The 22879-nt window shown below is 45.6% G+C and carries 23 protein-coding genes; all 23 read right to left on the bottom strand.

Going from position 1 to position 22879, the window contains the following annotated elements:
- Positions 1-26: 26 nt before the first annotated feature.
- The 23 genes from proS to flhA all read right to left on the bottom strand — a co-directional run bounded on the left by proS (position 27) and on the right by flhA (position 22874).
- On the bottom strand, positions 27-1481 hold the full coding sequence (gene proS, locus BUA17_RS01655) for a proline--tRNA ligase (protein ID WP_072732412.1): 1455 nt from the start codon (positions 1479-1481) through the stop codon (positions 27-29).
- A 62-nt stretch (positions 1482-1543) separates the two neighbouring features.
- Positions 1544-2815, bottom strand: coding sequence for an RIP metalloprotease RseP (rseP, locus tag BUA17_RS01650; RefSeq protein WP_063566381.1), 1272 nt, complete (start codon positions 2813-2815; stop codon positions 1544-1546).
- A gap of 113 nt (positions 2816-2928) precedes the next feature.
- Complete coding sequence (locus BUA17_RS01645) at positions 2929-4068, bottom strand: 1-deoxy-D-xylulose-5-phosphate reductoisomerase (protein ID WP_063566382.1); 1140 nt, start codon at positions 4066-4068, stop codon at positions 2929-2931.
- 67 nt (positions 4069-4135) lie between these two features.
- On the bottom strand, positions 4136-4930 hold the full coding sequence (locus BUA17_RS01640; RefSeq protein WP_063566383.1) for a phosphatidate cytidylyltransferase: 795 nt from the start codon (positions 4928-4930) through the stop codon (positions 4136-4138).
- A 16-nt stretch (positions 4931-4946) separates the two neighbouring features.
- The gene (locus tag BUA17_RS01635) at positions 4947-5714 is read right to left on the bottom strand and encodes an isoprenyl transferase (protein ID WP_063566384.1); all 768 of its coding nucleotides are present in this window, start codon (positions 5712-5714) and stop codon (positions 4947-4949) included.
- An 89-nt stretch (positions 5715-5803) separates the two neighbouring features.
- Entirely contained in the window at positions 5804-6358 is a 555-nt protein-coding gene (gene frr / locus BUA17_RS01630; RefSeq protein WP_063566385.1) for a ribosome recycling factor, read from the bottom strand.
- Entirely contained in the window at positions 6358-7086 is a 729-nt protein-coding gene (pyrH, locus tag BUA17_RS01625; protein ID WP_024630245.1) for a UMP kinase, read from the bottom strand. The genes frr and pyrH overlap by 1 nt, the downstream gene beginning before the upstream one ends.
- A 232-nt stretch (positions 7087-7318) precedes the next feature.
- Positions 7319-7969 (bottom strand): translation elongation factor Ts, encoded by a 651-nt coding sequence (gene tsf, locus BUA17_RS01620; RefSeq protein WP_017689154.1) that lies wholly within the window; start codon positions 7967-7969, stop codon positions 7319-7321.
- Between the two features lie 115 nt (positions 7970-8084).
- The gene (rpsB, locus tag BUA17_RS01615; protein WP_017689155.1) at positions 8085-8783 is read right to left on the bottom strand and encodes a 30S ribosomal protein S2; all 699 of its coding nucleotides are present in this window, start codon (positions 8781-8783) and stop codon (positions 8085-8087) included.
- A gap of 241 nt (positions 8784-9024) precedes the next feature.
- Positions 9025-9657 carry an endolytic transglycosylase MltG gene (locus BUA17_RS01610; RefSeq protein WP_072732411.1) on the bottom strand — a complete coding sequence of 211 codons (633 nt, stop codon included), beginning with the start codon at positions 9655-9657 and terminating at the stop codon, positions 9025-9027.
- A gap of 3 nt (positions 9658-9660) precedes the next feature.
- Positions 9661-10233 (bottom strand): DUF6115 domain-containing protein, encoded by a 573-nt coding sequence (locus BUA17_RS01605; protein ID WP_063566387.1) that lies wholly within the window; start codon positions 10231-10233, stop codon positions 9661-9663.
- 66 nt (positions 10234-10299) lie between these two features.
- Positions 10300-10614: a hypothetical protein gene (locus BUA17_RS01600; protein ID WP_072732410.1), complete on the bottom strand. Its 315-nt coding sequence runs from the start codon at positions 10612-10614 to the stop codon at positions 10300-10302.
- 52 nt (positions 10615-10666) lie between these two features.
- Positions 10667-12076 carry a DUF342 domain-containing protein gene (locus BUA17_RS01595; protein WP_064639052.1) on the bottom strand — a complete coding sequence of 470 codons (1410 nt, stop codon included), beginning with the start codon at positions 12074-12076 and terminating at the stop codon, positions 10667-10669.
- 74 nt (positions 12077-12150) lie between these two features.
- On the bottom strand, positions 12151-12939 hold the full coding sequence (locus BUA17_RS01590; protein WP_072732409.1) for a FliA/WhiG family RNA polymerase sigma factor: 789 nt from the start codon (positions 12937-12939) through the stop codon (positions 12151-12153).
- Between the two features lie 15 nt (positions 12940-12954).
- Positions 12955-13398: a hypothetical protein gene (locus BUA17_RS01585; RefSeq protein ID WP_064639054.1), complete on the bottom strand. Its 444-nt coding sequence runs from the start codon at positions 13396-13398 to the stop codon at positions 12955-12957.
- Between the two features lie 3 nt (positions 13399-13401).
- Positions 13402-13899, bottom strand: coding sequence for a chemotaxis protein CheD (locus BUA17_RS01580; protein WP_063566391.1), 498 nt, complete (start codon positions 13897-13899; stop codon positions 13402-13404).
- Positions 13892-14485: a chemotaxis protein CheC gene (locus tag BUA17_RS01575; RefSeq protein WP_090807429.1), complete on the bottom strand. Its 594-nt coding sequence runs from the start codon at positions 14483-14485 to the stop codon at positions 13892-13894. Before BUA17_RS01575 ends, BUA17_RS01580 begins: the two co-directional genes overlap by 8 nt.
- A 37-nt stretch (positions 14486-14522) precedes the next feature.
- Complete coding sequence (locus tag BUA17_RS01570) at positions 14523-14984, bottom strand: chemotaxis protein CheW (RefSeq protein ID WP_063566392.1); 462 nt, start codon at positions 14982-14984, stop codon at positions 14523-14525.
- Positions 14985-15026: 42 nt separating this feature from the next.
- Positions 15027-17102, bottom strand: coding sequence for a chemotaxis protein CheA (locus tag BUA17_RS01565; protein ID WP_072732408.1), 2076 nt, complete (start codon positions 17100-17102; stop codon positions 15027-15029).
- Positions 17103-17134: 32 nt separating this feature from the next.
- Complete coding sequence (locus tag BUA17_RS01560) at positions 17135-18571, bottom strand: protein-glutamate methylesterase/protein-glutamine glutaminase (protein WP_072732407.1); 1437 nt, start codon at positions 18569-18571, stop codon at positions 17135-17137.
- 33 nt (positions 18572-18604) lie between these two features.
- Positions 18605-19492 (bottom strand): MinD/ParA family protein, encoded by an 888-nt coding sequence (locus tag BUA17_RS01555; RefSeq protein WP_063566395.1) that lies wholly within the window; start codon positions 19490-19492, stop codon positions 18605-18607.
- Positions 19489-20844, bottom strand: coding sequence for a flagellar biosynthesis GTPase FlhF (gene flhF / locus BUA17_RS01550; RefSeq protein WP_072732406.1), 1356 nt, complete (start codon positions 20842-20844; stop codon positions 19489-19491). The genes BUA17_RS01555 and flhF overlap by 4 nt, the downstream gene beginning before the upstream one ends.
- On the bottom strand, positions 20841-22874 hold the full coding sequence (gene flhA, locus BUA17_RS01545) for a flagellar biosynthesis protein FlhA (RefSeq protein ID WP_063566397.1): 2034 nt from the start codon (positions 22872-22874) through the stop codon (positions 20841-20843). Before flhA ends, flhF begins: the two co-directional genes overlap by 4 nt.
- Positions 22875-22879 lie beyond the last annotated feature (5 nt).

Below are 22879 nucleotides of genomic sequence, written 5' to 3'. Positions count from 1 at the left end.
AGTGCTGTTAGTCAAGTCTTCCTGACTTAGTACGCTCTTGCAAACACTACCGTGTGTTTCGCTTGTTCACCACAAGCCAGGCACGTATGCTTTTCTTCCGCAGGCTGGAACGGAATGTTCCGGCTTGTTGCACCTGTTACTTCTCTTACTTTATCTTCGCAAGCTTCTGAACCGCACCATCCAGCCAGTGTGAACCCGCGTTTGTTCTCCATCAGTTCCTTCATCTCATCAAGCGTATCTACAGAGTAGAAGTTGTCCGACATAAACGTGCGAGCACGTTGCAGCATATCGGCTTGCACTTGAGTCAGCATAGTCTGGATTTCTTCCACCAGATTTGCTTGTTCAACGACTTTCTTCTCTCCCGTAATCCGGGAAACGAGAACACACACACCGTTCTCCATATCACGTGGACCAATTTCGAGACGAATCGGAACACCACGCATCTCATATTCGTTGAATTTCCAGCCTGGACGAACATCACTGCGATCATCCATTTTCACACGAATTCCCGCGTGTTTCAGTTCAGCGAACAACTCGTCCGCACGGCCTACAACGGCATCACGTGTTTTTGGCGGTCCAATTGGAATCATGACCACTTGTGTTGGTGCAACTTTAGGAGGAAGAACCAGACCACGGTCATCCCCGTGAACCATGATTAACGCACCGATCAGACGTGTGCTTGTTCCCCATGAAGTGGTGTGAGCCAGTTCCAACACATTGTTGCGGCTAAGATACTGGATCTCAAATGCTTTTGCAAAATTCGTACCCATATAATGAGAAGTTCCGGCTTGTACCGCACGTCCATCCTTCATCATCGCTTCGATGGAGAAGGTGTCTACAGCACCTGCAAATTTCTCGGATTTTGTTTTCTGACCTGTAATGACGGGAATCGCCAGATATTCTTCCACAACTTCGCGGTAGATTTCAAGCATTTTCATCGTCTCTTCACGTGCTTCTTCTTCTGTCTCATGCGCCGTATGGCCCTCTTGCCACAAGAACTCGGTTGTGCGAAGGAAAGGCAGTGTTCTCTTCTCCCAGCGAACCACGTTCGCCCATTGGTTGATCAGCACCGGCAAGTCACGATACGACTTAATCCACTTGGAGTACATGTGACCAATGATGGTTTCCGAGGTTGGGCGGATCGCCAGACGCTCTTCCAGCTTTTCTCCTCCGGCTTCCGTTACCCAAGGCAATTCGGGATTGAAGCCTTCAACATGTTCTTTTTCTTTTTGGAAAAAGCTCTCGGGAATGAACATAGGGAAGTAGGCATTACGATGACCCGTTTCACGGAAACGACGGTCCATCTCATCCTTGATATGCTCCCAGATTTCGAAACCGTCTGGTTTGAAAACAATACAACCGCGTACGGGTGAATAGTCCATGAGATCAGCTTTTTTAATAACATCAATGTACCAGCGTGAGAAATCCTCGCCCTGAGGTGTAATTTCAGTCACGAACTGTTTATCATTTTCCTTTGACATAAGACTCCAGCGTCCTCCCATAACGACTATCTCTGAATAGTCAGAGCGTAGTCAAACCATAATTATCCGTTAATTAATCGTAATATATCATTGTATGTTACTGCTAGCATCAGTACAAACAACATCGCGAAGCCGACAAAATGAACCATGCCTTCCCGGTTGGGGTCAACAGGTCTGCCTCGCAGACCTTCAATTCCGAGGAATACAAGACGGCTTCCGTCTAGCGCAGGAATCGGCAACAGGTTGAAAATACCGAGGTACAGACTCAGAATAGCTGCCCATCTCGTCAACTGTTCAATACCCTGCTTCGCAATTTGGCCTGTTACTTCAAAAGTACGCACAGGACCACCAATATCATCCATGTTAAACTGATTGATCAAATGTTTGAAGCCTTCAAAGATTACTCTGGTTGTATCGACCATCGCTATCCCTGACACTTTAAAGGTTTCTACAAATCCAACAGATCGGGTTGGCAGTGTTGGCACAATTCCGACTTTACCGCCTTCTTGACCTTCTACTGCACGAGGTGTGATCGTTATATTAAACGTTTCATTCCCCCGACGCAGTGTCCATTCCATCGGTTTGTCTTTGGAATCGGCAATCATCGTCACCATTTTTTGCGAATCCGTACCAATAGCAGTACCATTGATCGTCTCAATGATATCTCCCTTTTGCAAATTCGCCTGGTAGGCAGCTCCACCTTCAAGCACTTCACCAATTTCCAGATTTTTCGGATTCTCAACTGGAACCCCAGCCATTTGTGCATAGACTGCAAATAAAACAAATGCCAGGATGAAATTCATGAGTGGTCCGGCAAAAATCGCCATTGCCCGCTGACCCACCGTTTTACTGCCAAATTGGCGATCTTTCGGTGCAATCTGGGTTTGTTTTCCACGACTAACCAACATCGCTTGCGGATGTATCCGGTACTGCTGAATTTCACCATCCACATCGAGTTGCAATTTCAATGCATTCTCCATATCAATAGAGATCACTTCACCACGAATTACATTTTTGCGATTATCCAATTGATCGAGGTAGATCATTTTGACTTGGTCATCAGCCGACCTTACTGCAATGGTCTGACCTTCTTGAATTTCTACCAGTTCCGGGTCTTCCCCAGCCATACGTGCATATCCGCCAAAAGGCAGCAAACGCAGTGTGAACTGGGTCTCGTTTCTTTTATATGAGAACAATTTGGGACCAAAACCGATCGCAAATTCCCGTACAAGAATACCGGCGCGTTTGGCAAAATAATAATGTCCCCATTCATGAACCGTCACGATGACAAAGAACATGAGCACCGTTAGAAATACCACTTGTATGGTTTCCAATCCCTATCCATCCTCCTTCACGGCACGAACCGCAGTCTGTCCCTTTAGATTATCATTATTCTCTGATGCCGCACAAGAGAATCACTTCTTCCATTTTATCTTGAAAAAAGAGATTACAGACTGAACGCAAGTTGACGGCTCTCCTGATCACATCTTGCGATTTCCTCCAGATCAGGCTCGTCCACATTGCGGTGTGCTTCCAGCACAGAAGCAATAATATCCTCTATTTTAAGGAACGAAATCTCTTTACGCAAGAAACGCGCTACGGCAACCTCGTTGGCTGCATTAAACGCCGTTGTTGCGGTCCCCCCCATTTTACCACACTCGTATGCCATTCTTAAACAAGGGAACCGTTCCATATCCATCTCACGGAAATGCAGCTTGCCCACTTGCGTTAGGGAGAGACGTTGTGAAGGCGATGGTAAGCGGTCTGGATAGGTCAGTGCATACTGAATGGGAACGCGCATGTCCGGATTGCCAAGCTGCGCAATAATGCTCGTATCATTAAACTCCACGTAGGAATGAATGATGCTCTCCGGGTGAAGCAATACATCAATCTGATCATAACTTAGTCCAAAAAGCCAATGCGCTTCAATAACTTCCAGACCTTTATTCACCATCGTTGCAGAGTCTATCGTGATCTTCGATCCCATGGACCAATTCGGATGTTTGAGTGCATCTTCTACAGTAACTTCCTTTAGCTGTTCACGAGTCAAATCACGGAATGATCCTCCAGAGGCCGTAAGTGTAATTCCCATCACACGTTCACGAGGTTCACCATTCAAGCATTGGAAGATAGCCGAGTGCTCACTATCCACAGGCAGAATCGGTACCCCTTTCGCAGCCGCTCTGGCAGTAACAATATGTCCTGCTGTAATTAGCGTCTCTTTGTTAGCCAGTCCGATCTGTTTGCCTGCATCAATAGCAGCCAGGGTCGACTCAAGCCCAACACTCCCCATTACAGCAGTAACAACGGTATCTGCATCCGTTCCGGCAGCAACTTCAACCAGTCCTTCTTTGCCATAAAAAAGCTGTGTTTCGACAGGTAAGTGCGGTGCCACGGTCTCTGCTAACTCTTTTGAGCCAACTGATACCTTTTTGGGTCGATAACGCTTTGCTTGCTCAATCAGCACCTCTATATTGCTCCCAGCAGCCAGTCCCTCTACTTGAAAGCGTTCGGGATGCATATCGACTACATCCAGTGTCTGAGTTCCAATGGAACCGGTTGACCCGAGAATCGCAATTTTTTTCATGCTGCACCTCATCTTTATTTATCCAATGCCTATGACGAATAGTTCGTCATATGGCTTGTGCTCATTTTTAATAGGGCAGAAGCATTAGTATATGTACGAATGGAAAAACGACAATCCAGCTGTCGCATCGATCCAGAATACCGCCATGCCCCGGGAGCAAAGTGCCGGAATCTTTGATGTTATACACACGTTTGTAAGCAGATTGAATCAGATCTCCCATTTGTCCTACAACCGCGCATGCAATTCCAATCCATACCGCTCTTTGCCAAGACAACAAGCCGTCTGACACCAATGCAAAAACAACAGAAGTGACTACCGCGATCACAACACCACCCAGTGCACCTTCCACCGTTTTGTTAGGACTGATCGACGGCCAAAGTTTGTTCTTCCCGATAAGTTTCCCTACAAAATATGCACCTGCATCACTTGCCCATATGGAGCCCAGAAGCAGAAACGTCCAGAACAACCCATGATGCAAATGTCTCGATTCCGCGATGTAATAAAAACCGATCCCAATATACATTACTCCAAGAAAGAGCATGGCAACAGTGTTTACAGGAATCTTGTTTTTAGTTACCACAGAGGCCGTCATTAATACAAGCATCACAAGCCATCCGATCTGGAATAACGTTAGTGGTCTGGCTTCCCAAACCATTTCCCAAGGAAACACAATCGCAAAGATACCTGCATAACCGATTAGGGCTACACCTGAAAAAGGCTGTACCCCGGTCATTTTTACAAATTCATAATAACCGATGAGAGCCATAAGCAGTACCAAGCCATGGTACCAGGGTCCGCCCAGCATGCAAAAACCCAAAAACAATACACCTGCTATGATTCCTGTCGTTAATCGCTGTTTCAACGGCTTCATCCTCCATCTATTTCAAACCGCCGTAACGCCTTGTTCTGCGCTGATATTCGGCTACTGCTTCAAGCAAATGCTTTTTGCCAAATTCGGGCCAGTATATATCCGTAAACCATAATTCGCTATATGCAAGCTGCCAAAGCATGAAATTGCTTAATCTCAACTCTCCGCTCGTCCGGATCAGCAAATCCGGATCAGGCATATCTCCAGTGAGCATATGTCTGTCAATGAGTTCAGGCGTAATGTCGTCTGCCGATAGTTCCCCCGACTTTACCTGCAGAGCGATCTGTTTGACACAGTCCGTCATTTCGCGACGACTTCCGTAGTTCATTGCAAAATTCAAAACAAGCCCTGTGTTATGTTCCGTAAGACGAATAGCTTCACGCAAAGCATTAATAGTATGGGAAGGCAAGTGCTCCTCCTGGCCCATCATGCGGATCCGTACATTTTTTTCTATAAGCTCATCCAGCTCTATCGCCAAAAATTCTTGCGGAAGCCGCATCAGAAAATCCACTTCTTCTTTTGGACGCGTCCAGTTTTCTGTCGAAAAAGCGTACATCGTCAGATATTTGATGCCCAGTTCATCCGCCGCGATGGTCGCACGTTTGACCGCCTTCATCCCATTCTGGTGGCCAGCTATTCGTGGGAGACCCAAACGTTTCGCCCATCGTCCATTGCCGTCCATAATGATGGCGACGTGCTGCGGGATATTATCCTCGGATATAGTCAGCGTTTCCTGCTTGTCAGCCCCATTCCACCACGACCGAACCCGTTTGATCATTCCTGTTCCTCCAAAATCCCTGAAGTTTCTTCACCTGAAGCTTGGAAAAAGAGACAAAACCCCACCGTATTGGAGGGGCTGCGCTTGTCTTACACTTCCATGATTTCTTTTTCTTTGGCAGCGAGTACCTTATCGACTTCAGCAATAAACTTGTCGGTCGATTTTTGGATATCGTCCTGATGTCTCCGGGATTCATCCTCGGAAATGTCTGACTTCTCCATTTTCTTAATGTCATCATTCGCATCACGGCGAATGTTACGAATCGCTACTTTACCTTCTTCACCGAACTTCTTCGTCAGCTTCACAAGTTCCGCTCTGCGTTCTTCCGTCAATGCCGGAATAGACAAACGGATCATGCTACCATCATTGGCTGGAGTAAGACCCAGATCCGATTTCATGATGGCACGCTCGATATCACCCATGGAAGATTTGTCCCAAGGTTGAATCATCAGTGTACGGGAATCCGGAGTACTGATATTAGCGAGTTGATTCAATGGCGTCATAGCCCCATAATACTCTACCTGAACTCGGTCCAGAAGAGCTGGAGTTGCACGGCCTGCACGCAAAGTAGCCAGGTCACGACGCAATGCTTGAATTGCTTTTTCCATACGCTCTTCGGCATGTTGTTTAACCGCTTGTGGCATTAATCTACACTCCCTTTAACGATTGTTCCGATACGTTCACCCAGAACAACACGCTTGATGTTACCTTGTTCCGTAATGGCAAATACGATCAACGGGATGTTGTTGTCCTTACAAAGCGAGGATGCCGTCGAATCCATTACACCAAGGTCTTTGTTAAGAATATCCATGTAAGTCAACTGATCAAATTTCACAGCTGTACTGTCCTTAAACGGATCTGCTGAGTATACACCATCGACTTTATTTTTGGCCATCAAGATAACTTCTGCTTCAATCTCCGCTGCGCGCAGTGCTGCTGTTGTATCCGTGGAAAAGAACGGGTTACCTGTACCTGCTGCAAAAATAACAACCCGGCCTTTCTCCAGATGACGAATAGCTCTACGACGAATATAAGGCTCTGCAATTTGTTGCATGGCAATCGATGTCTGTACGCGTGTAGGCACTTCAATCTGTTCCAGTGCATCTTGCAGGGCGAGCGAGTTCATAACCGTCGCCAGCATCCCCATATAATCGGCAGTTGCTCTATCGATGCCGTTTTCGCTACCGGCAATTCCGCGCCAGATGTTTCCGCCGCCGCATACGATAGCAACCTGTACACCTAGTTCAACTACTTCTTTTACTTGCTGGGCAATCGACGAGATCGTCTCTGCATCAATACCGTAGCCATTTTGACCGGAAAGAGACTCTCCGCTGACCTTTAAGACAACACGTTTAAATACTGGCTGTTCCAATTATTCACCCTCCACTTTGAATTGAACACCCTCGATGTTCAACCAACAAAACTCCTCGCGCATGGCCTCCTGCTTAAAAAGAAAGGAACACAGTTGTGTTCCGCTCTTTTAGGAAAAACGTTTAACCGGTAAGGCACTGTTTTCCTGAGATATAAGGGAGTTTACGCTTCGAAGTTTCATCATTCTTATATCTTCGAAAATCAATCCTGCTTGCCGGTTTAGTAAAACCGTCTTATTTGTTTACTTGGGACATTACTTCTTCTACGAAGTTGTCTACTTTTTTCTCAAGACCTTCACCCAGTTCGTAACGAACGAAACGACGGATGGAGATATTTTCACCAATTTGGCTGATTTTTTCGTTCAGCAATTGGGAGATCGTTTTGTCTGGATCTTTAACGAAAGTTTGTTCCATCAGGCAGTACTCTTCGTAGTATTTACCGATACGGCCTTCAACCATTTTTTCAATGATTTTCTCTGGTTTGCCTTCATTAAGAGCTTGAGCTTTCAGGATTTCTTTTTCTTTTTCCAGCTCATCTGTAGGAACTTCTTCGCGTTTAACGAATTTAGGATTAGCTGCAGCGATTTGCATAGCTACATCTTTAACGAAATCCTTAAATTGATCCGTTTTACCAACGAAGTCAGTTTCACAGTTAACTTCAACCAAGACACCAATGCGTCCACCAGCGTGGATGTAAGATTCTACAACGCCTTCAGTTGCTGCACGGCCTGCTTTGCTTGCTGCTGCAGAAAGACCTTTCTCACGCAACAATTCAGCTGCTTTTGTTACATCACCGTTTGCTTCTTCCAGTGCTTTTTTACAATCGAGCATACCAGCGCCCGTTCTTTCGCGAAGTTCTTTTACTGCACTCGCATTAACTGCCATTATAAATTCCCTCCAACATTAAGTATTGTACGTACACTCTAAAAAAAGGGCAGTGAGAGGTTATCCACCTGCCAACCACCCTTTTCATTTAGTTTATAACATATGTTCGAATCTATTAAGCGGAAGTTTCTTCGCCTTGGTTAGCTTCGATTACTGCGTCAGCCATTTTACCTGTCAGCAATTTAACAGCGCGGATCGCGTCGTCATTACCTGGGATAACATAATCGATCTCGTCCGGATCGCAGTTAGTATCAACGATACCTACAATTGGGATACCCAATTTGCGAGCTTCCGCAACAGCGATACGCTCTTTGCGTGGATCGATGATGAACAGGGCGCTTGGCAGGCCTTTCATATTTTTAATACCGCCCAAGAATTTCTCCAGACGATCTTTTTCTTTGCGAAGCAAGATTACTTCTTTTTTAGGCAATACAGCGAATGTACCGTCTTCTTCCCAAGCTTCCAACTGTTTCAAACGATCAATACGTTTTTGAATAGTTTGGAAGTTAGTCAGGGTACCGCCGAGCCAGCGTTGGTTAATGTAGAATTGACCAGCACGTTCAGCTTCTTCTTTAACGGAATCTTGAGCTTGTTTCTTAGTACCCACGAAAAGAATTTTACCATTCTCTCCTGCGATTCCTTTAACGAAATTGTAAGCCTCTTCGACTTTTTTCACCGTTTTTTGCAAATCGATGATGTAAATTCCGTTTCTTTCAGTGAAGATATAACGATCCATTTTTGGGTTCCAACGACGAGTTTGGTGACCGAAGTGTACCCCAGCTTCGAGAAGCTGCTTCATGGAGATTACTGCCATCTTCACACACCTCCTAATATGGTTTTTATTGTGTCCTCCGCCGGCATCATTTTTCGCCAAGACTCTCCATCAGGAAAGCACCCTCAACAAAATTAGCACATGCGTGTGTTTTAACACCGTTATCTAATATAGCATAACTGATTGCCTGATGCAACAGTCTTTCAAAGCAAATTTCCGTTCCTTCATGGCGACACAAAACTTGTCATTATTTATACAAAAAAACCGCCCTGCCTGAGCGCACTCAGTTTGACGGTTCTTTTGTAATCTTGGCAATAATAGATTTGAAACTTTCGCCTTTTTCCAAGTCATAGGTCCCGACTTGTATTTTGGTATTAATTCGCTCTGCTCTGCCAGCCTTAATAAAAGCTTGTGCACTATCTACAATACCGGCTTTCTCCAAATTCCCCGCCACAATGGCCAGACTGTTTCCTGAACGTACTTTGAAAGATACGGTAGCCGCAACTTCGGGACTGTTAGGAGTTGACGGCTCGATCGTCTCTGGCTGAGTGACTTCGTTCTGTTTGTCGCTTTCATTGTTGACAGGTTGCTTTGGATTGTCGGGTTGCTCCGGTTTCACAGCAGAATCTGTGGCTTCAGGTGCCGTTGCCGTTTTTCCCTGTAGTTCACTGCTTTCCTGTTTCTTCTTATTTACCCACTCAGCCTCTGTATACAGCTCATCATCAGAAGCTATAAGCTTCATATCCATGCTCTTGGCGGCCGATTCCAGCTGTTCCTTCGTCAGGTTGGCTGTAGCCAGCTCGGGGTCGAGACTACTCTCAGACAATGCGTTTTGTCCAACCGTTGCCAGCTGCAGCAATACCGCACCAACAATCATGCCACTTCCAAGTCCAATCCATAAGGAGCGCTTGTCCATCTGCTAGCTCTCCTCCCGTTCTGCCAGCTGCAAAATCAGCTGTACTTCTCCACGTTGTATGCCCGTCTGCTTGGCAATAGCATCCACTGACTTTCCTTCGGCATATAAATTAAACAACTCTGCATATCGGTCCTTAATGGATTCACGTAGAGGCGTAGATTCTTGTTCAGAGGTCTGCTCTTCTGCTTCTGACACCTGTTGGGCCGAATCTGCTCGCACACTGTCTACAAGCGCTTGAGCTTGCAATCCGCTTGTGCTATGTACCGGAATTATATTGGAGGATGCGTCTGCTTCTGTCGTTTTACTTTCTTCCAGTTGATCCAGCCTCCGCTGTAATTCCTGAAGCTGTGATTGCATACGCTGATCTGCCGCCGTCGCCTCACCCTTCATTTCAGCAACACGCTGAATGAGAGCATCATTGTCGTTTTCTATCTCAGCCATATAATGTTCAAGCGTAGATTCCATCTCTTGCACCAGGTGATGCCCAGGCTCCTGCACTTTGTTTTTCTTGGGCATGATAAGCGCATATGCAATTGCGCAGGCTCCTAATATGACAATAATGATCCATGGTGACAAATTGGGTTCTCTCCTTTTAATGCAGCCATCGGTGCTCAAGACTACATGTGAGTCACATGTCATCCATTACAACGACAGGTCAATATGTTTTCCTTTGTATGGATGCTCGGCAGGTTTGACAGTTTCCAGCGCTGAAGTAGCTTCAGGTTCGTTGGAGCCGCTCTGCTGCTCTTTGTTTCTAGATTGACCATCGTGTACATCTGTGTGCGCTGTTTCATCCAGCGCCTCGCTTCGTTGCCTTGCTTCATTTGCTTCTTTGGCCGTTTGTTCCGCTAGCAGGGTCTGGTCAATGACCGGTCTCTGCTGGGCTTCATTCTGATAACGCCCCGCCTCACTTGTTCTAGGTACGGCAATCTGCAATTCAACCGCTTTGAAACTCATACGCTCACCTCACGGTATCGAATGGATTTCTTCATGTGCTTGAATGCTGTACTTAAACGAATGGAACCATCGTTATATCCCCATCATGATAATAAAAAGATATTCGACTTACCGGATCTTTAATAAATTTGGTGTATCTGCCGATAACTATTCTAGAGCCTCCATAAATCATCTTATGAATATCAACGCGAGCCCTGCTTGTATCTTCAAGAACCTTCTCAATTTCAAAGATACGTGTTTTGGTTTCCTCGCTAAGACGAAGGGCAGATTTTTGTGTAGCACTCAGTTTGATTCGCATGGACATTCTATCCGGGCTCAGTTGGCCTGCAGCAGCTAACTGATCCAATAATGTCAAAGCTTTTTTCGTTTTATCCAAAGCATCCATCTGCTCTCTGACTTCCTTACGCAAGTCACTCAACTCATTACGGAGCTTAGGCAATACCCCTACTTCAATGGAAGTCACAGTAGACATACTGTTGCCAACGACGCGTGCTGAGACGTTTTCTCCAGCCTGGATCGACCCGCCAACGATAAGTCCTTTGGTGCCTTCACAGATTACCGCATGACCTGCACGAATCGTGGAATGCATAATACTTTGGGATACCAGGACATTTTCAGCCGCATCGACGTTGCCTTCTTGAATAAAGGTACATTTCACATTATGTCCTGCTTGTATAAGCCCTTTGTTATAACCAATAATACCGCCGGTAATTTCGACAGAGCCACCTGCTTCCAGCTCCGCTCCCTCGACACCTCCGACGACACGTATATCCCCTGCCGCTTTTACTTTAAATCCGGTAAGCACATTGCCGCGAATGACAACTGTACCCACAAAATCGATGTTACCGGTGTTATAATCCACATCGCCATTGACCTCGTATACCGGAAACACATTCAATTTGTTGCCGTCTGTTTTGGTAACCAATCCATCCAGGGCGGCATACATCGCAGATCCATCAGGGTTAACGACAACATTTTTCCCCACTTTGAAGCGTGCTTCTTTCCCTGGACGAAAAGGTATTTCTTCACCTGTTACAGCCCTTCCCACCGTGCCGTCCACAGGAGGAATTCGTTCGGCAATGATTTGACCTGTTCGAACATTGTTTAAGCGAGTCACTTCTTTGTAATCGACTGTTCCGTTCTCTGCTTCCAAAGGTCGCCGTTCATTGGAATCGTCCATGCCCACTAGCACTTTAATAAAGCCATTCGTTCCCGGTACTGGTTTAATACCTTCGGCAATCTTGTATTGATCCTTCACATAAGTCTCAGGATGACTCACAAAAACAAGCAACGCTTCGCGCAGCACACCATACTTAATACCCTGACTCGCTATAAATTTTTCGAGTTCATCCGGTGTACAGGTAAAACCTTCTTCCTGTTTGGAAAATTCAAGGTAGGCCGTACTTTTATCATCTGATAAAACAATGCTCAAACACTGTTCCAAAACAGTCTGCTGTGTCAATGCATTTCTTCCCCCTTTAGACTTTCCACTCCCCAATATCCAATGTTAAAGCTCTCTATTCATATATTACTATATTAATCTTTACGCATAAGCAAGTCTTTCTGTTTATCCAATGTTCCACGTAACCGTAAGATGGCCTTTGAGTGCAGCTGCGAGATACGTGACGGAGAAAGAGACATAACCTCAGCAATTTCACTAAGAGAGAGATCTTCATAATATAAAAGTGAAACAACCGTTCTCTCTTTGACAGTCAATTTTTCAAGCCCTTGCACTAAAGCTTCTTTTAAGTAGAATTCATTTACTTTATAATCCGGGTTTTTGGCTTTTTCATCGACCATTAATGAAAGTCGAGTCTCAGACTCTTCTTCACGAATCGGGTCTTCCAGAGAGCAAAGCGACATAACAGCCACTTCCTGAAGCATATGTTGAAAGTCTTTCGTAGACACGTCGAGATATTGACTCATTTCTTCGTCACTAACAGAGCGCAAATATGTCTGCTCTAGTTGCTGGTAAGCATCTTCAATCCGCTTCGCTTTCTCCCGCACGGAACGAGGAACCCAATCTCCCTGACGCAAACCATCAAGGATTGCACCGCGCACCCGCCAGGATGCGTACGTCTCAAATTGAAGACCACGTTCATAGTCAAATTTCTCCAACGCATCAATCAATCCCATAACTCCATTGCTCTCCAGATCATCTTTCGGGACATTTTTGGGCAGACCGACAGCCAAACGCCCGGATACATAGTTTACAATATGAAGATATTTTTCGATCAAACTTTTCTTGGCTTCAAGATCGCCTTGTTCTTTCCACTTTTCCCACAAGTCAGCATGGTTCAAATGTGAAGCTTTACGCTCGTTCAATTGCTTTCACCCTCCTTATTTGTCTGTCAGGTGACGAACGGCCTGCGCCAACTCCTCCGGATCTTTGGTCCGGACAAGTTTAGGCGGATCCAAAGGGGCAAATCCCGTTGGAGCTTTCGTCTCAGATGGTGGAAGGTTCTCCCCAGAGGAGGCGTTCTGTCCATGTTTGAGCAAGTCGTTCAGCTCTTGTCCATCGTCTTCGAGTTTAATGTCCACCTGTGAACCTCTTAGTTCTTGAGCGCCCGGTGAATCATAACCATACCCATTCCCCTCTGATGAAGGGTTCAGCAGCAATCCCAGTCCCCAGCGTAAACCATAAGCAAGGACAAACCAGGCTACAAAGCCGATCAACCCGCGTATTAAGCTGGTCATCAACACATTGCTGCTGTATGCTACAAAAAAGGTCAGAATAAATCCGACTATGCCTGCTCCAAGATTAATACGGTAGTTTCCTATCATGTCTTATAGTTCCTTTACACCCATTTGGACACTTCGAATAGTCAAAAGTCCAGTTTCACAGTCCATTTCAATCGTTCGTCCGTAATTCCCACCGGTATCTTCGGCAAGAAGTGGAATCCCAAGCTTTTCTAACCATTCCCGACAAGAATCCGCATTCCTCGGTCCGATACGCATTGTATCTCCTGCCCCTGCGAAGGCAAACATCTGAGACCCTCCAGCCATTTTGGACACAATACGTGAACGAGATGCACCGAGTTGTATCATTCTTTGTAACAATTCCGGCAATGCCGTATCCGCATATTTGGCTTTGTTCAACGTTCCTTCACGAGCTATCTCTGAAGTGGGGAGCATGACATGCGCCATTCCGGCAAGCTTCAAATGCGGATCATACATCGTTAATCCCACACAAGAGCCCAAGCCAGTCGTACGGATTACGCCGGGTAGATGAGCAATGTTCAAATCCGCCATACCGACTTTAACGACGCTTTTGTCCTCAATCATGATCCAGTGGCACCCCTAGAGATTCAAATATCTTAGCAAATGAAGGCGGATCGGGAATCAGGAAAAATTGACCCTCTACCTGATCTTCACCTTCAAAGAAAGAAGTGTCAATCAATAATGCATCGTCGCCCATTTCACCAAACTGCAACAGACCATAACTCAAAATGGCACCTGCCATATCAATAGCAAGTCCGGGAACGGTCGGATACATAGATAGTTTCGTGAAATCTGCCAAAGAAGAAAGGTATGAACCGGCCAATATATTCCCGATTTCGGATAGAGCCGACTGTTCCATTTCCGTGAATGCAAGACCTTCCTTCAAATCAAAACCAGCAAGCCGGTTCAGCAGCATTTTGGCAGCCTCAGGTGCCATCATAAAGAACAGATTGCCTGGTGCTTCGCCTTCAACACGAAGAAATACAGTAACAACTATACGTTCATCTCCGCCCACTTTTTCAGCAACTTCTTCAAAAGGAAGCATCTGTACTGTAGGCACACCCATGTCAATCGGTCTATTGAGAAGCTGAGACAACGCCGTTGCGGCGTTGCCTGCTCCAATGTTACCGACCTCTTTGAGCACATCCATTTGGAATCCCTCAAATCGGTTGAACAGTTCCACGGTGTTAGCCCTCAATACTTTCCAGCTGTACAACCTCGCTTTTATTTAATACTTCGTTTAGGTTAAGCATAATCAACAAGCGCGCATCCTCCAGCTTGGCTACACCGCGCAGGTATCTTGCTTTAACTCCACCAACCACTTCAGGCGGACTATCAATAGCGTCACGCTTGATGTCAATAACATCATTGGCAGAGTCAACGATAAAGCCAACTTGCATATCGTCCACACCTACAATGACAATACGAGTTTGATCGGTGTATTCTGTTTCTGGCAAAGAGAATCGACCACGTAGATCAATGACGGGAATAACAACACCACGTAAGTTAATAACTCCTTTTACAAAAGAGAAGGTCTTAGGTACACGGGTAATAGGCATCATACGCTCAATCGTCTGAACCTTGTCTACTTCAATACCGTACTCTTCGGAACCTAATTTAAAGACAATGACTTTCAACTCTTCTTCCATGGAAAAAACCTCCCTATTAAATGTAAGACTTATCTTGTGTGCTTATTTAATAAATGCATTAGGGTCAAGAATCAGAGCTACTTGACCATCTCCCAGAATCGTTGCACCAGAGATCCCTTCAATGGAAGGAAGATAAGTACCCATCGATTTAAGAACAATCTCACTCTGCCCAATAAATTCTTCAACGGCTACAGCTGCAAGACGTTCACCTTTGCGAATGACCACGATCTCAGTTTCTTGTTCGTTCGCATCATTGAAATCAGGCACTCCGAAAACTTCGCTCAATGACAGGTACGGAATTAGAGACTCACGGAACGTAATCATTTTATTGCCATGAATATTACGAACCTGTTCGCGTTGTACAATGGCTGTCTCTACAATGGAAGACAAAGGAACGGCGTATTTCTCGGATCCAAGTCGAACAAGCATCGCAGCGATAATGGACAGGGTCAATGGTAACTGAACAGAGAAGTTGGTGCCTTTACCCGGTGTCGAATGAATGGTTACATTACCACCAAGAGAAGTGATTTTGGATTTCACAACATCCAATCCTACTCCACGGCCGGAGATATCCGAGATTTTATCAGCGGTACTGAAGCCTGGTGCAAACAATAACTGGTTCACTTCATCATCGCTCATCTTGGCACCTTGTTCTTCGGTAACAACCCCACGTTTGACCGCTGTTCTCAAAAGGTTATCGCGGTAAATGCCTTTACCATCATCTTCGATTTCAATAAATACATGATTTCCGCTGTGGAAAGCCCGAAGATTAACTGTTCCCAATTCAGGTTTACCAGCTGCCACACGCTCTGCGATCGATTCAACACCATGGTCAACTGCATTACGCAGCAAATGCACCAGCGGATCGCCGATCTCATCAATTACCGTCCGATCAAGTTCCGTTTCGGCACCCGTAATGACCAGATCAATCTTTTTGTCGAGTGTTTTAGCCAGGTCACGAATCATACGCGGGAAACGGTTGAATACCGTATCCACAGGAACCATCCGCAATTTCAGTACAATATTTTGCAAATCTGTACTGACTCTGCTCAGATGAGCTACCGTATCCGATAAATCATTATTACCCGTCTCGCTGGCCAACTGCTCCAGTCGTGAACGATCGATCAGTAACTCGCTGAACAAGTTCATCAGTACATCCAGACGTTCTATATCCACACGGATGGTACGTGAAGGTGTAGCAGCTTGTTTTGGTGCAACTGTTTTGGTGGCTACTGGTTTCTTTGGTTCTTCTTTTGATAAAGAACTCGGTTCCGATGATGCTTCTACTGGAGCAGGAACAGGTGCAGCTTCCACTTCAGCTGTTGCCGCTGCCTGATTGGTCATCTGCTGAAGAGTCTCTTGATCCAGCTGAATGACTTTGGCACTCTCAATTTCTGAGATGCTCATAATGCCTTTTTCAAGTTCCTGCGCCTCTTTGGTCGTTATGTAATACAACGAGAAACTGCGCTCAAACTTCTCTTGCTCAATATCCTGAACTGTTGGGAACGATTTAACAACCTCACCCGAGCGTTCTAATAGATCAAAGACCATATAAGCACGTACGCCCTTCAGCTGGCTCTGCTCGCTGACAAGAACTTCAACATAGAGCACACGGTGGCCTTCGGCTATGGACTGATCCAATACGGAGTACTGGAATTCGTCCAGTTCAACCGCACTTGGTGTTGCTGTACTTGGTGATTGGTTTACTGCGGCTACGGGAGCAGTACCTCCCGTCCATTCACCACTCTCAATGGCTTGGAGAGAAGCTACGATGGAGGAAACATCCGCTTTACCCTCTCCGCCTTCGGTAATATCCTGAACCATTGTTTCCAAAGCATCCAAACTCTTGAACAGGGTATCAAAAATGAAATCCTGCATTTTCAACTTTTCGTTGCGCACCAGATCCAGCACATTTTCCATTTTGTGCGTCAATGATGCCAAATCCTCAAAACCCATTGTAGCAGCCATACCCTTCAACGTATGAGCAGAGCGGAATATGACCTGAACAATTCCCAGATCCTCCGGACTGCCTTCGAGTTGAAGCATATTTTCGTTAAGGGACTGCAGATGATCATTAGACTCATCAATAAACATAGATAAATATTGATTCATGTCCATTGTGAGGCACCTCCTCCATGAGTTAACTCTGTTTATTTCACAGCTTGAACAAGTTTAGGCGCAATCTCCTGCAATGGCAGAAGATGACGCACGCATTGCAGCTCTACAGCAGAACGCGGCATACCATACACAACACAAGTTTCTTCATTCTCTGCAAAGGTTGAAGTGACACCCGCTTCATACAATTTTTTCATCATACGAGCGCCATCACTGCCCATCCCTGTCAGTAAAACCAGATGTCTTTGCAATGACGTGTACGGCAGCAGCGACTCAAACATTGTATCGACTGAAGGCCTGTGTCCATTGACTGGTTCTTCCTCTGTCAGCTTTATGGTGAACCTTCCATCTGCAGTTTTGTTGACTTTGACATGAAAGCCGCCAGGAGCAATATAGGCCGTTCCTTTTCGTAGAACCATGCCTTCCTCAGCTTCAACCACATGCAGTTCACTGAACGTATTCAATCGCTGGGCAAGGGATCGGGTAAAGTTGGGCGGCATATGCTGAACAATAATGACTGGAGCAGGTAAATCACCTGGCAGTTGTTCCAGCAAAGTTTTGAGGGCTCTCGGTCCCCCAGTTGAACAACCAATAGCCACAAGTTTGTTAAATGATCCTTCCGGTACTCCTGCTCCCTTATGAGACGGAATTACCTTGGCAATATCTTTGGATGGTTCAGCTGAAGCTGCAGCTGTCTCCTGTTCTGCCAATCGAGAAGACAAACGGTTTTCCTTGGGAGATTGCGTTGGCTTGTTTGCCTTAGCTATTCTGTCAGTACTGGCATTCGAAGCTCGATTTGAATCTCGCAAAGGCTCCAACTTTTTGTCCAGATGTCCCGTATTCTGCTTCGTCAGTGGAACAGTAGGTTGCTTCGGTTTTGCTCGTAAGGAATCAGTTTGTCCACTGCCAAATCGTGCTCCTGACTGGGCAGGTTCTATTTTTTTCTTCAAAGAACCTTTTCGGTCTTGTAAAGGAGGTGGATCAACGTGAACTCGCTGGGACTGTTGCAGCAGTTTGCTCTGTGCTTCATCCCGTTTCTTCATCGATGCTTCACGATCGGCTTTTCGCTTGATTTCATCCATAGCTGCTCGCATCCGCTCAACCAATGCTTTACCTACTTGGGCAATATCCTGATCATGCACAATCGATGGCTTACGAATGAAGTCAAACGCACCGGCCTCGAGCGCCATGATGGTCTCTTTCATGCCTTGTTCATTGATACCCGAGAGCATAATCACCGGGACGAAAGATTGCTTCATGATCGATTTTAATGCGTCCAATCCATTCATTTCAGGCATCTCAACGTCCATTGTGATGACATCGGGCTTCAAATCTATTGCTTTTTGAATAGCTTCCTTACCATTTGATGCTGTTGCCGTAACCTTAAACTCCGAATCTGTTTCAATTAAATCCGAAACAATTTTACGCATAAAAGCGGAATCATCGACAACCAATACTTGATACACCGCCATGTTGTTTCCACCCCTGTTTCCTTTATTCAGAAATCATGTTGTCCGCTTTAGCCACTTTTTCATAAATCCTCTGATTCCTGTCAAGGTTTCGGATCCCGGAGCAGCAGGTACAGCCAAATAGTGATGTGCGAGTTTCTCTATATCCCTGGAAGCTTTTGCATTCGGATATGCCAGACTGTATGGCACTTGCCTTTTAACTGCCTTTACAACCTGAGCATCTTCGGAAATATATCCAAGCAGCGGGATATCGATCTGTAAAAATCTCTTTGCCACTCCAGCTATTTTATCCGCCACCCGTTCCGCCTCTTGCTGGTCTTCAGCCCGGTTAACGATCATCCGAAAGGGTGTGGCATTTTCCTGGCCATGCATAACTTTAACTAAAGCATAAGCATCGGTTATTGAAGTCGGTTCAGGTGTGGTGATGATCAGACATTCATCGGCTGCACCGATGAATTTCATATTTTCTCTGGAAAGTCCTGCTCCTGTATCAAAAATGACATAGTCCATCTCCTGTGCAATCTCTTCAACTTGTCCAGCAAAAAACTCCAGATCTCGATCTGACAATGAGAACAATTCTTTCATCCCCGAACCTCCGGCGATATAAGGCAACCCGCTTGCACCAAGCTGTATGATTTCCTGTATGGATTTCTGTCGGTATAACAGATGGTACAGATTATAAGGAGAAGAGGTTCCCATTAGGACATCGATATTAGCCATCCCTATATCTGCATCAAACACCAATACCTTTTGCCCCATAGCCTGTAAGCTCAGTGCAAAGTTAAGTGTAAAGTTGGATTTACCAACCCCTCCCTTTCCACTGGCAACGGTTATGATTTTGGAGGAGCGTGAGTCACGTCCTCTTCCCTCCACTCCGTTAGGCATGGAGACCATACTTCTGAGTGAGGCTGCCTGGTCCTTCATCGTACAAGCTCTCCTAACAATTGTTTGGTCAGCGAATCCGCATCAGGCTTGAGTAGATCATCCGGCACATTTTGTCCGTTAGCCACATAAGCAAGTTTAAGTGGAAAACGATGCAGCAGGTTAAACATCGGGCCACAGCTTCCGGTCTCATCCATCTTCGTAAAAATGACCTTATCCAGCCCATATTTGCTGAAATGCTCCGTTATTTGAACCATATCGGCACTTTTGGAAGTCATGCTCAAAACCAAAAAAGTTTCACTATTTTCCACAGGCGCGAGTAGGCTTTGCAGTTCTGAAACAAGCAACTCATTTCTGTAGTTTCTTCCGGCTGTATCCATGAAGATTAGATCACATTCCTCAAGACGGGAGATTGCACGTTGTGTATCACCTGGGGACTGTACGACCTCTAGCGGGACATTTAAAATGGATGCGTACGTTCTAAGTTGTTCTACCGCTGAGATACGATAAGTATCCGAAGTGATGAACCCTACCTTTCGCTGATAGTTGAACATCTGTTCAGCAGCCAGTTTGGCAATGGTCGTTGTTTTACCAACTCCAGTTGGCCCAGCTACATATACAATGCGTGTAGTTGGCAAAATACCCACGTCGATACGTTTCTCCAAAAAATGTGATATTTCCAGTTGCACTGCTTGAACGGCTTCTGCTTCATCTAATTCTTTTTCAGAGAGCTTCGTCTGAACAACATCAAACCAAGATTCCCATACTTCTGGCCAAATGTCTTGCTCCATCAACCTTTCTCGAAGAGCGTGGAACTCCTCTGGTAACGGATCTGCCGTTGCTCCTTGCTTAGACAACTTGGTCATCATCAGTTTGAGCTCCTGCAATTCAGACATCAGTTGGCCCTGCTGCGGATCGTTCGCCTGCTCCTGCTGCCCACTGGCAGATGTTAAACCCGAAAAATCCGCCCCTTGCGGTCGCGGTTTATGCTCGATACTCAAAGAAGATCTGCCGTTGCTCATGTCTGAACCGAGTTTACTCGATTCAGACACAGCTGTGGCATCCGTAGTTTTCTCTTGCACATTTTTTTCAGCGATACTGGCAGCCGCTTCGTCAGAAGCAACGACAAACGAACGAGCCGTTTGTCGATATGCCTCAGGTACAAATGCGCGAGGTACCGGTGTAAATTGGTTTTGCACTTGCTTTGTTGCCTGTTTTTTTTCTTCCTTATCCACTGCTGCTACAACTTCAATCCTTTTCTTACGGAACATCCCCAGCACACCGCCTACCTTGATTTCCTTGGTGGACAGAATGACGGCATCACTTCCCAGGTCTTTGCGAATTTGAAGCATAGCTTCGGGCATGGTCTCAACGACGTATTGTTTTACTCTCATAAGTTCACCACCCCGACACTTTGGATTTCAACATTCGGCTCCAACTCACTATAGGAAAGAACTGGTATATCCTGCATGGTGCGTTCAATCACCTGACGCAGATACATACGAATGGTTGGAGAAGTTAATACAACAGGCTGCTGGCCCGACTGGATCAATCGATTAACTTGTTCAGTCAACTTTTGATATACACTTTGTGTTGAAGCTGGATCTAATGCAAGGTAACTGCCTTGATCCGATTGCTGTACACTCTCAGCAATTTTCTTCTCTAGACCAGGTCCAACAGTTATTACTCTGAGCGTCTCCCCTTTTTGGGAGAATTGCTGGGTAATCTGACGAGATAGGGATTGTCTCACGTATTCCGTCAGCACATCCGGGTCTTTGGTATACGTTCCGTAGTCCGCCAGTGTCTCGAAGATTGTAACCATATCACGAATGGAAACTTTCTCACGCAACAACTTGGCGAGTACTTTCTGTACATCTCCGATGGACAGGACGGATGGGATGAGTTCATCCACCAGCGCAGCATAATTCTCTCTGAGATTATCCACAAGTGCTTTCGTTTCTTGTCTGCCAAGTAACTCATGCGCATGCTTCTTAATCAATTCAGTCAGATGTGTGGCTACTACTGAAGGAGGATCTACAACTGTATATCCTGCAAGTTCAGCTCTGTCTTTGGTTACTTCATCTATCCATAAGGCTGGAAGGCCAAAAGCTGGCTCTGTCGTTTCAATCCCTGTAACAGATTCTTCTTCATAACCCGGACTCATGGCCAGATAATGATTCAACAACAGTTCTCCGCCGCCAACAACATTACCCTTAATTTTGATGACATATTCATTCGGTCTTAATTGGATATTATCCCGAATCCGGATAACCGGAACGACTAACCCCAGTTCAAGAGCACATTGCCTACGAATCATAATGATCCGATCCAATAAGTCTCCGCCCTGCTGGTTGTCTGCCAGAGGAATCAAACCGTAACCAAATTCAAACTCAATAGGGTCAACCTGAAGAAGGTTGATTACACTCTCCGGACTTCTAACTTCTTCAATCTGCTGCTCCTCTTCCATTTGCTCCTCTGCCTCTTGCTTCTGATTCAGATTATTCTGCATCCTCCATCCAGCAAAAGCCAGCAAACCTGCAAGCGGCAACGTTGTAATAATATGAATCGGTGTGAAAAAACCGAGCATTGCTATTACAAAAGCTACAATATAAAGGAGCGTCGGGTATGTAAACAATTGTCCCGTAATGTCATCGGCCAAATTCCCTTCCGATGATGCTCTAGTTACAATAAGACCTGCTGCTGTAGATATCAGGAGTGCAGGAATCTGGCTTACCAGTCCATCCCCGATCGTTAACACAGAGTAGGTAGACAGTGATTCTGCAAAATCGAGACCATGAACCGTCATTCCGATGATAAATCCACCAATGAGATTAATCAGGAGAATAATGATGCTCGCAATAGCGTCTCCTTTTACAAATTTACTCGCTCCATCCATGGCGCCGTAGAAGTCAGCTTCGCGTTCAATTTTGGAACGACGTTCACGTGCTTGCTGCTCGTTGATCAGACCAGCATTCAAATCTGCGTCAATACTCATCTGTTTACCAGGCATCGCATCGAGGGTGAATCGTGCTGCGACTTCAGCTACACGCTCTGATCCCTTCGTAATAACGATAAATTGAACCACGACGAGAATCAGAAACACAATGAATCCAATTGCGATCTGTCCACCAGCTATCCAGCTACCAAAGGTAGCGACTACCGAACCTGCGTCTCCTTCTCCCAGAATCAGTTTCGTTGTCGATATATTGAGTGCTAATCGAAACAACGTCGTGATCAGCAACAATGCAGGAAAGATGGAAAATTGCAGTGCCTCTTTGCTGTTCATTGCAACAAGCAATATCATCAGTGCAATTGAGATATTGATGACAAGCAACATATCCAACAACCAGGTTGGGATCGGGAGAATCATCATCAACACGATGCCGATGATACCCGCAAGGACAGCTATATCTTTTGTTTTCAATGAAT

Origin of the sequence: Paenibacillus sp. ov031, assembly GCF_900143165.1 — a bacterium.
Lineage (GTDB): Bacteria > Bacillota > Bacilli > Paenibacillales > Paenibacillaceae > Paenibacillus > Paenibacillus marchantiae.
This window is presented reverse-complemented; position numbering and strand designations above follow the sequence as displayed.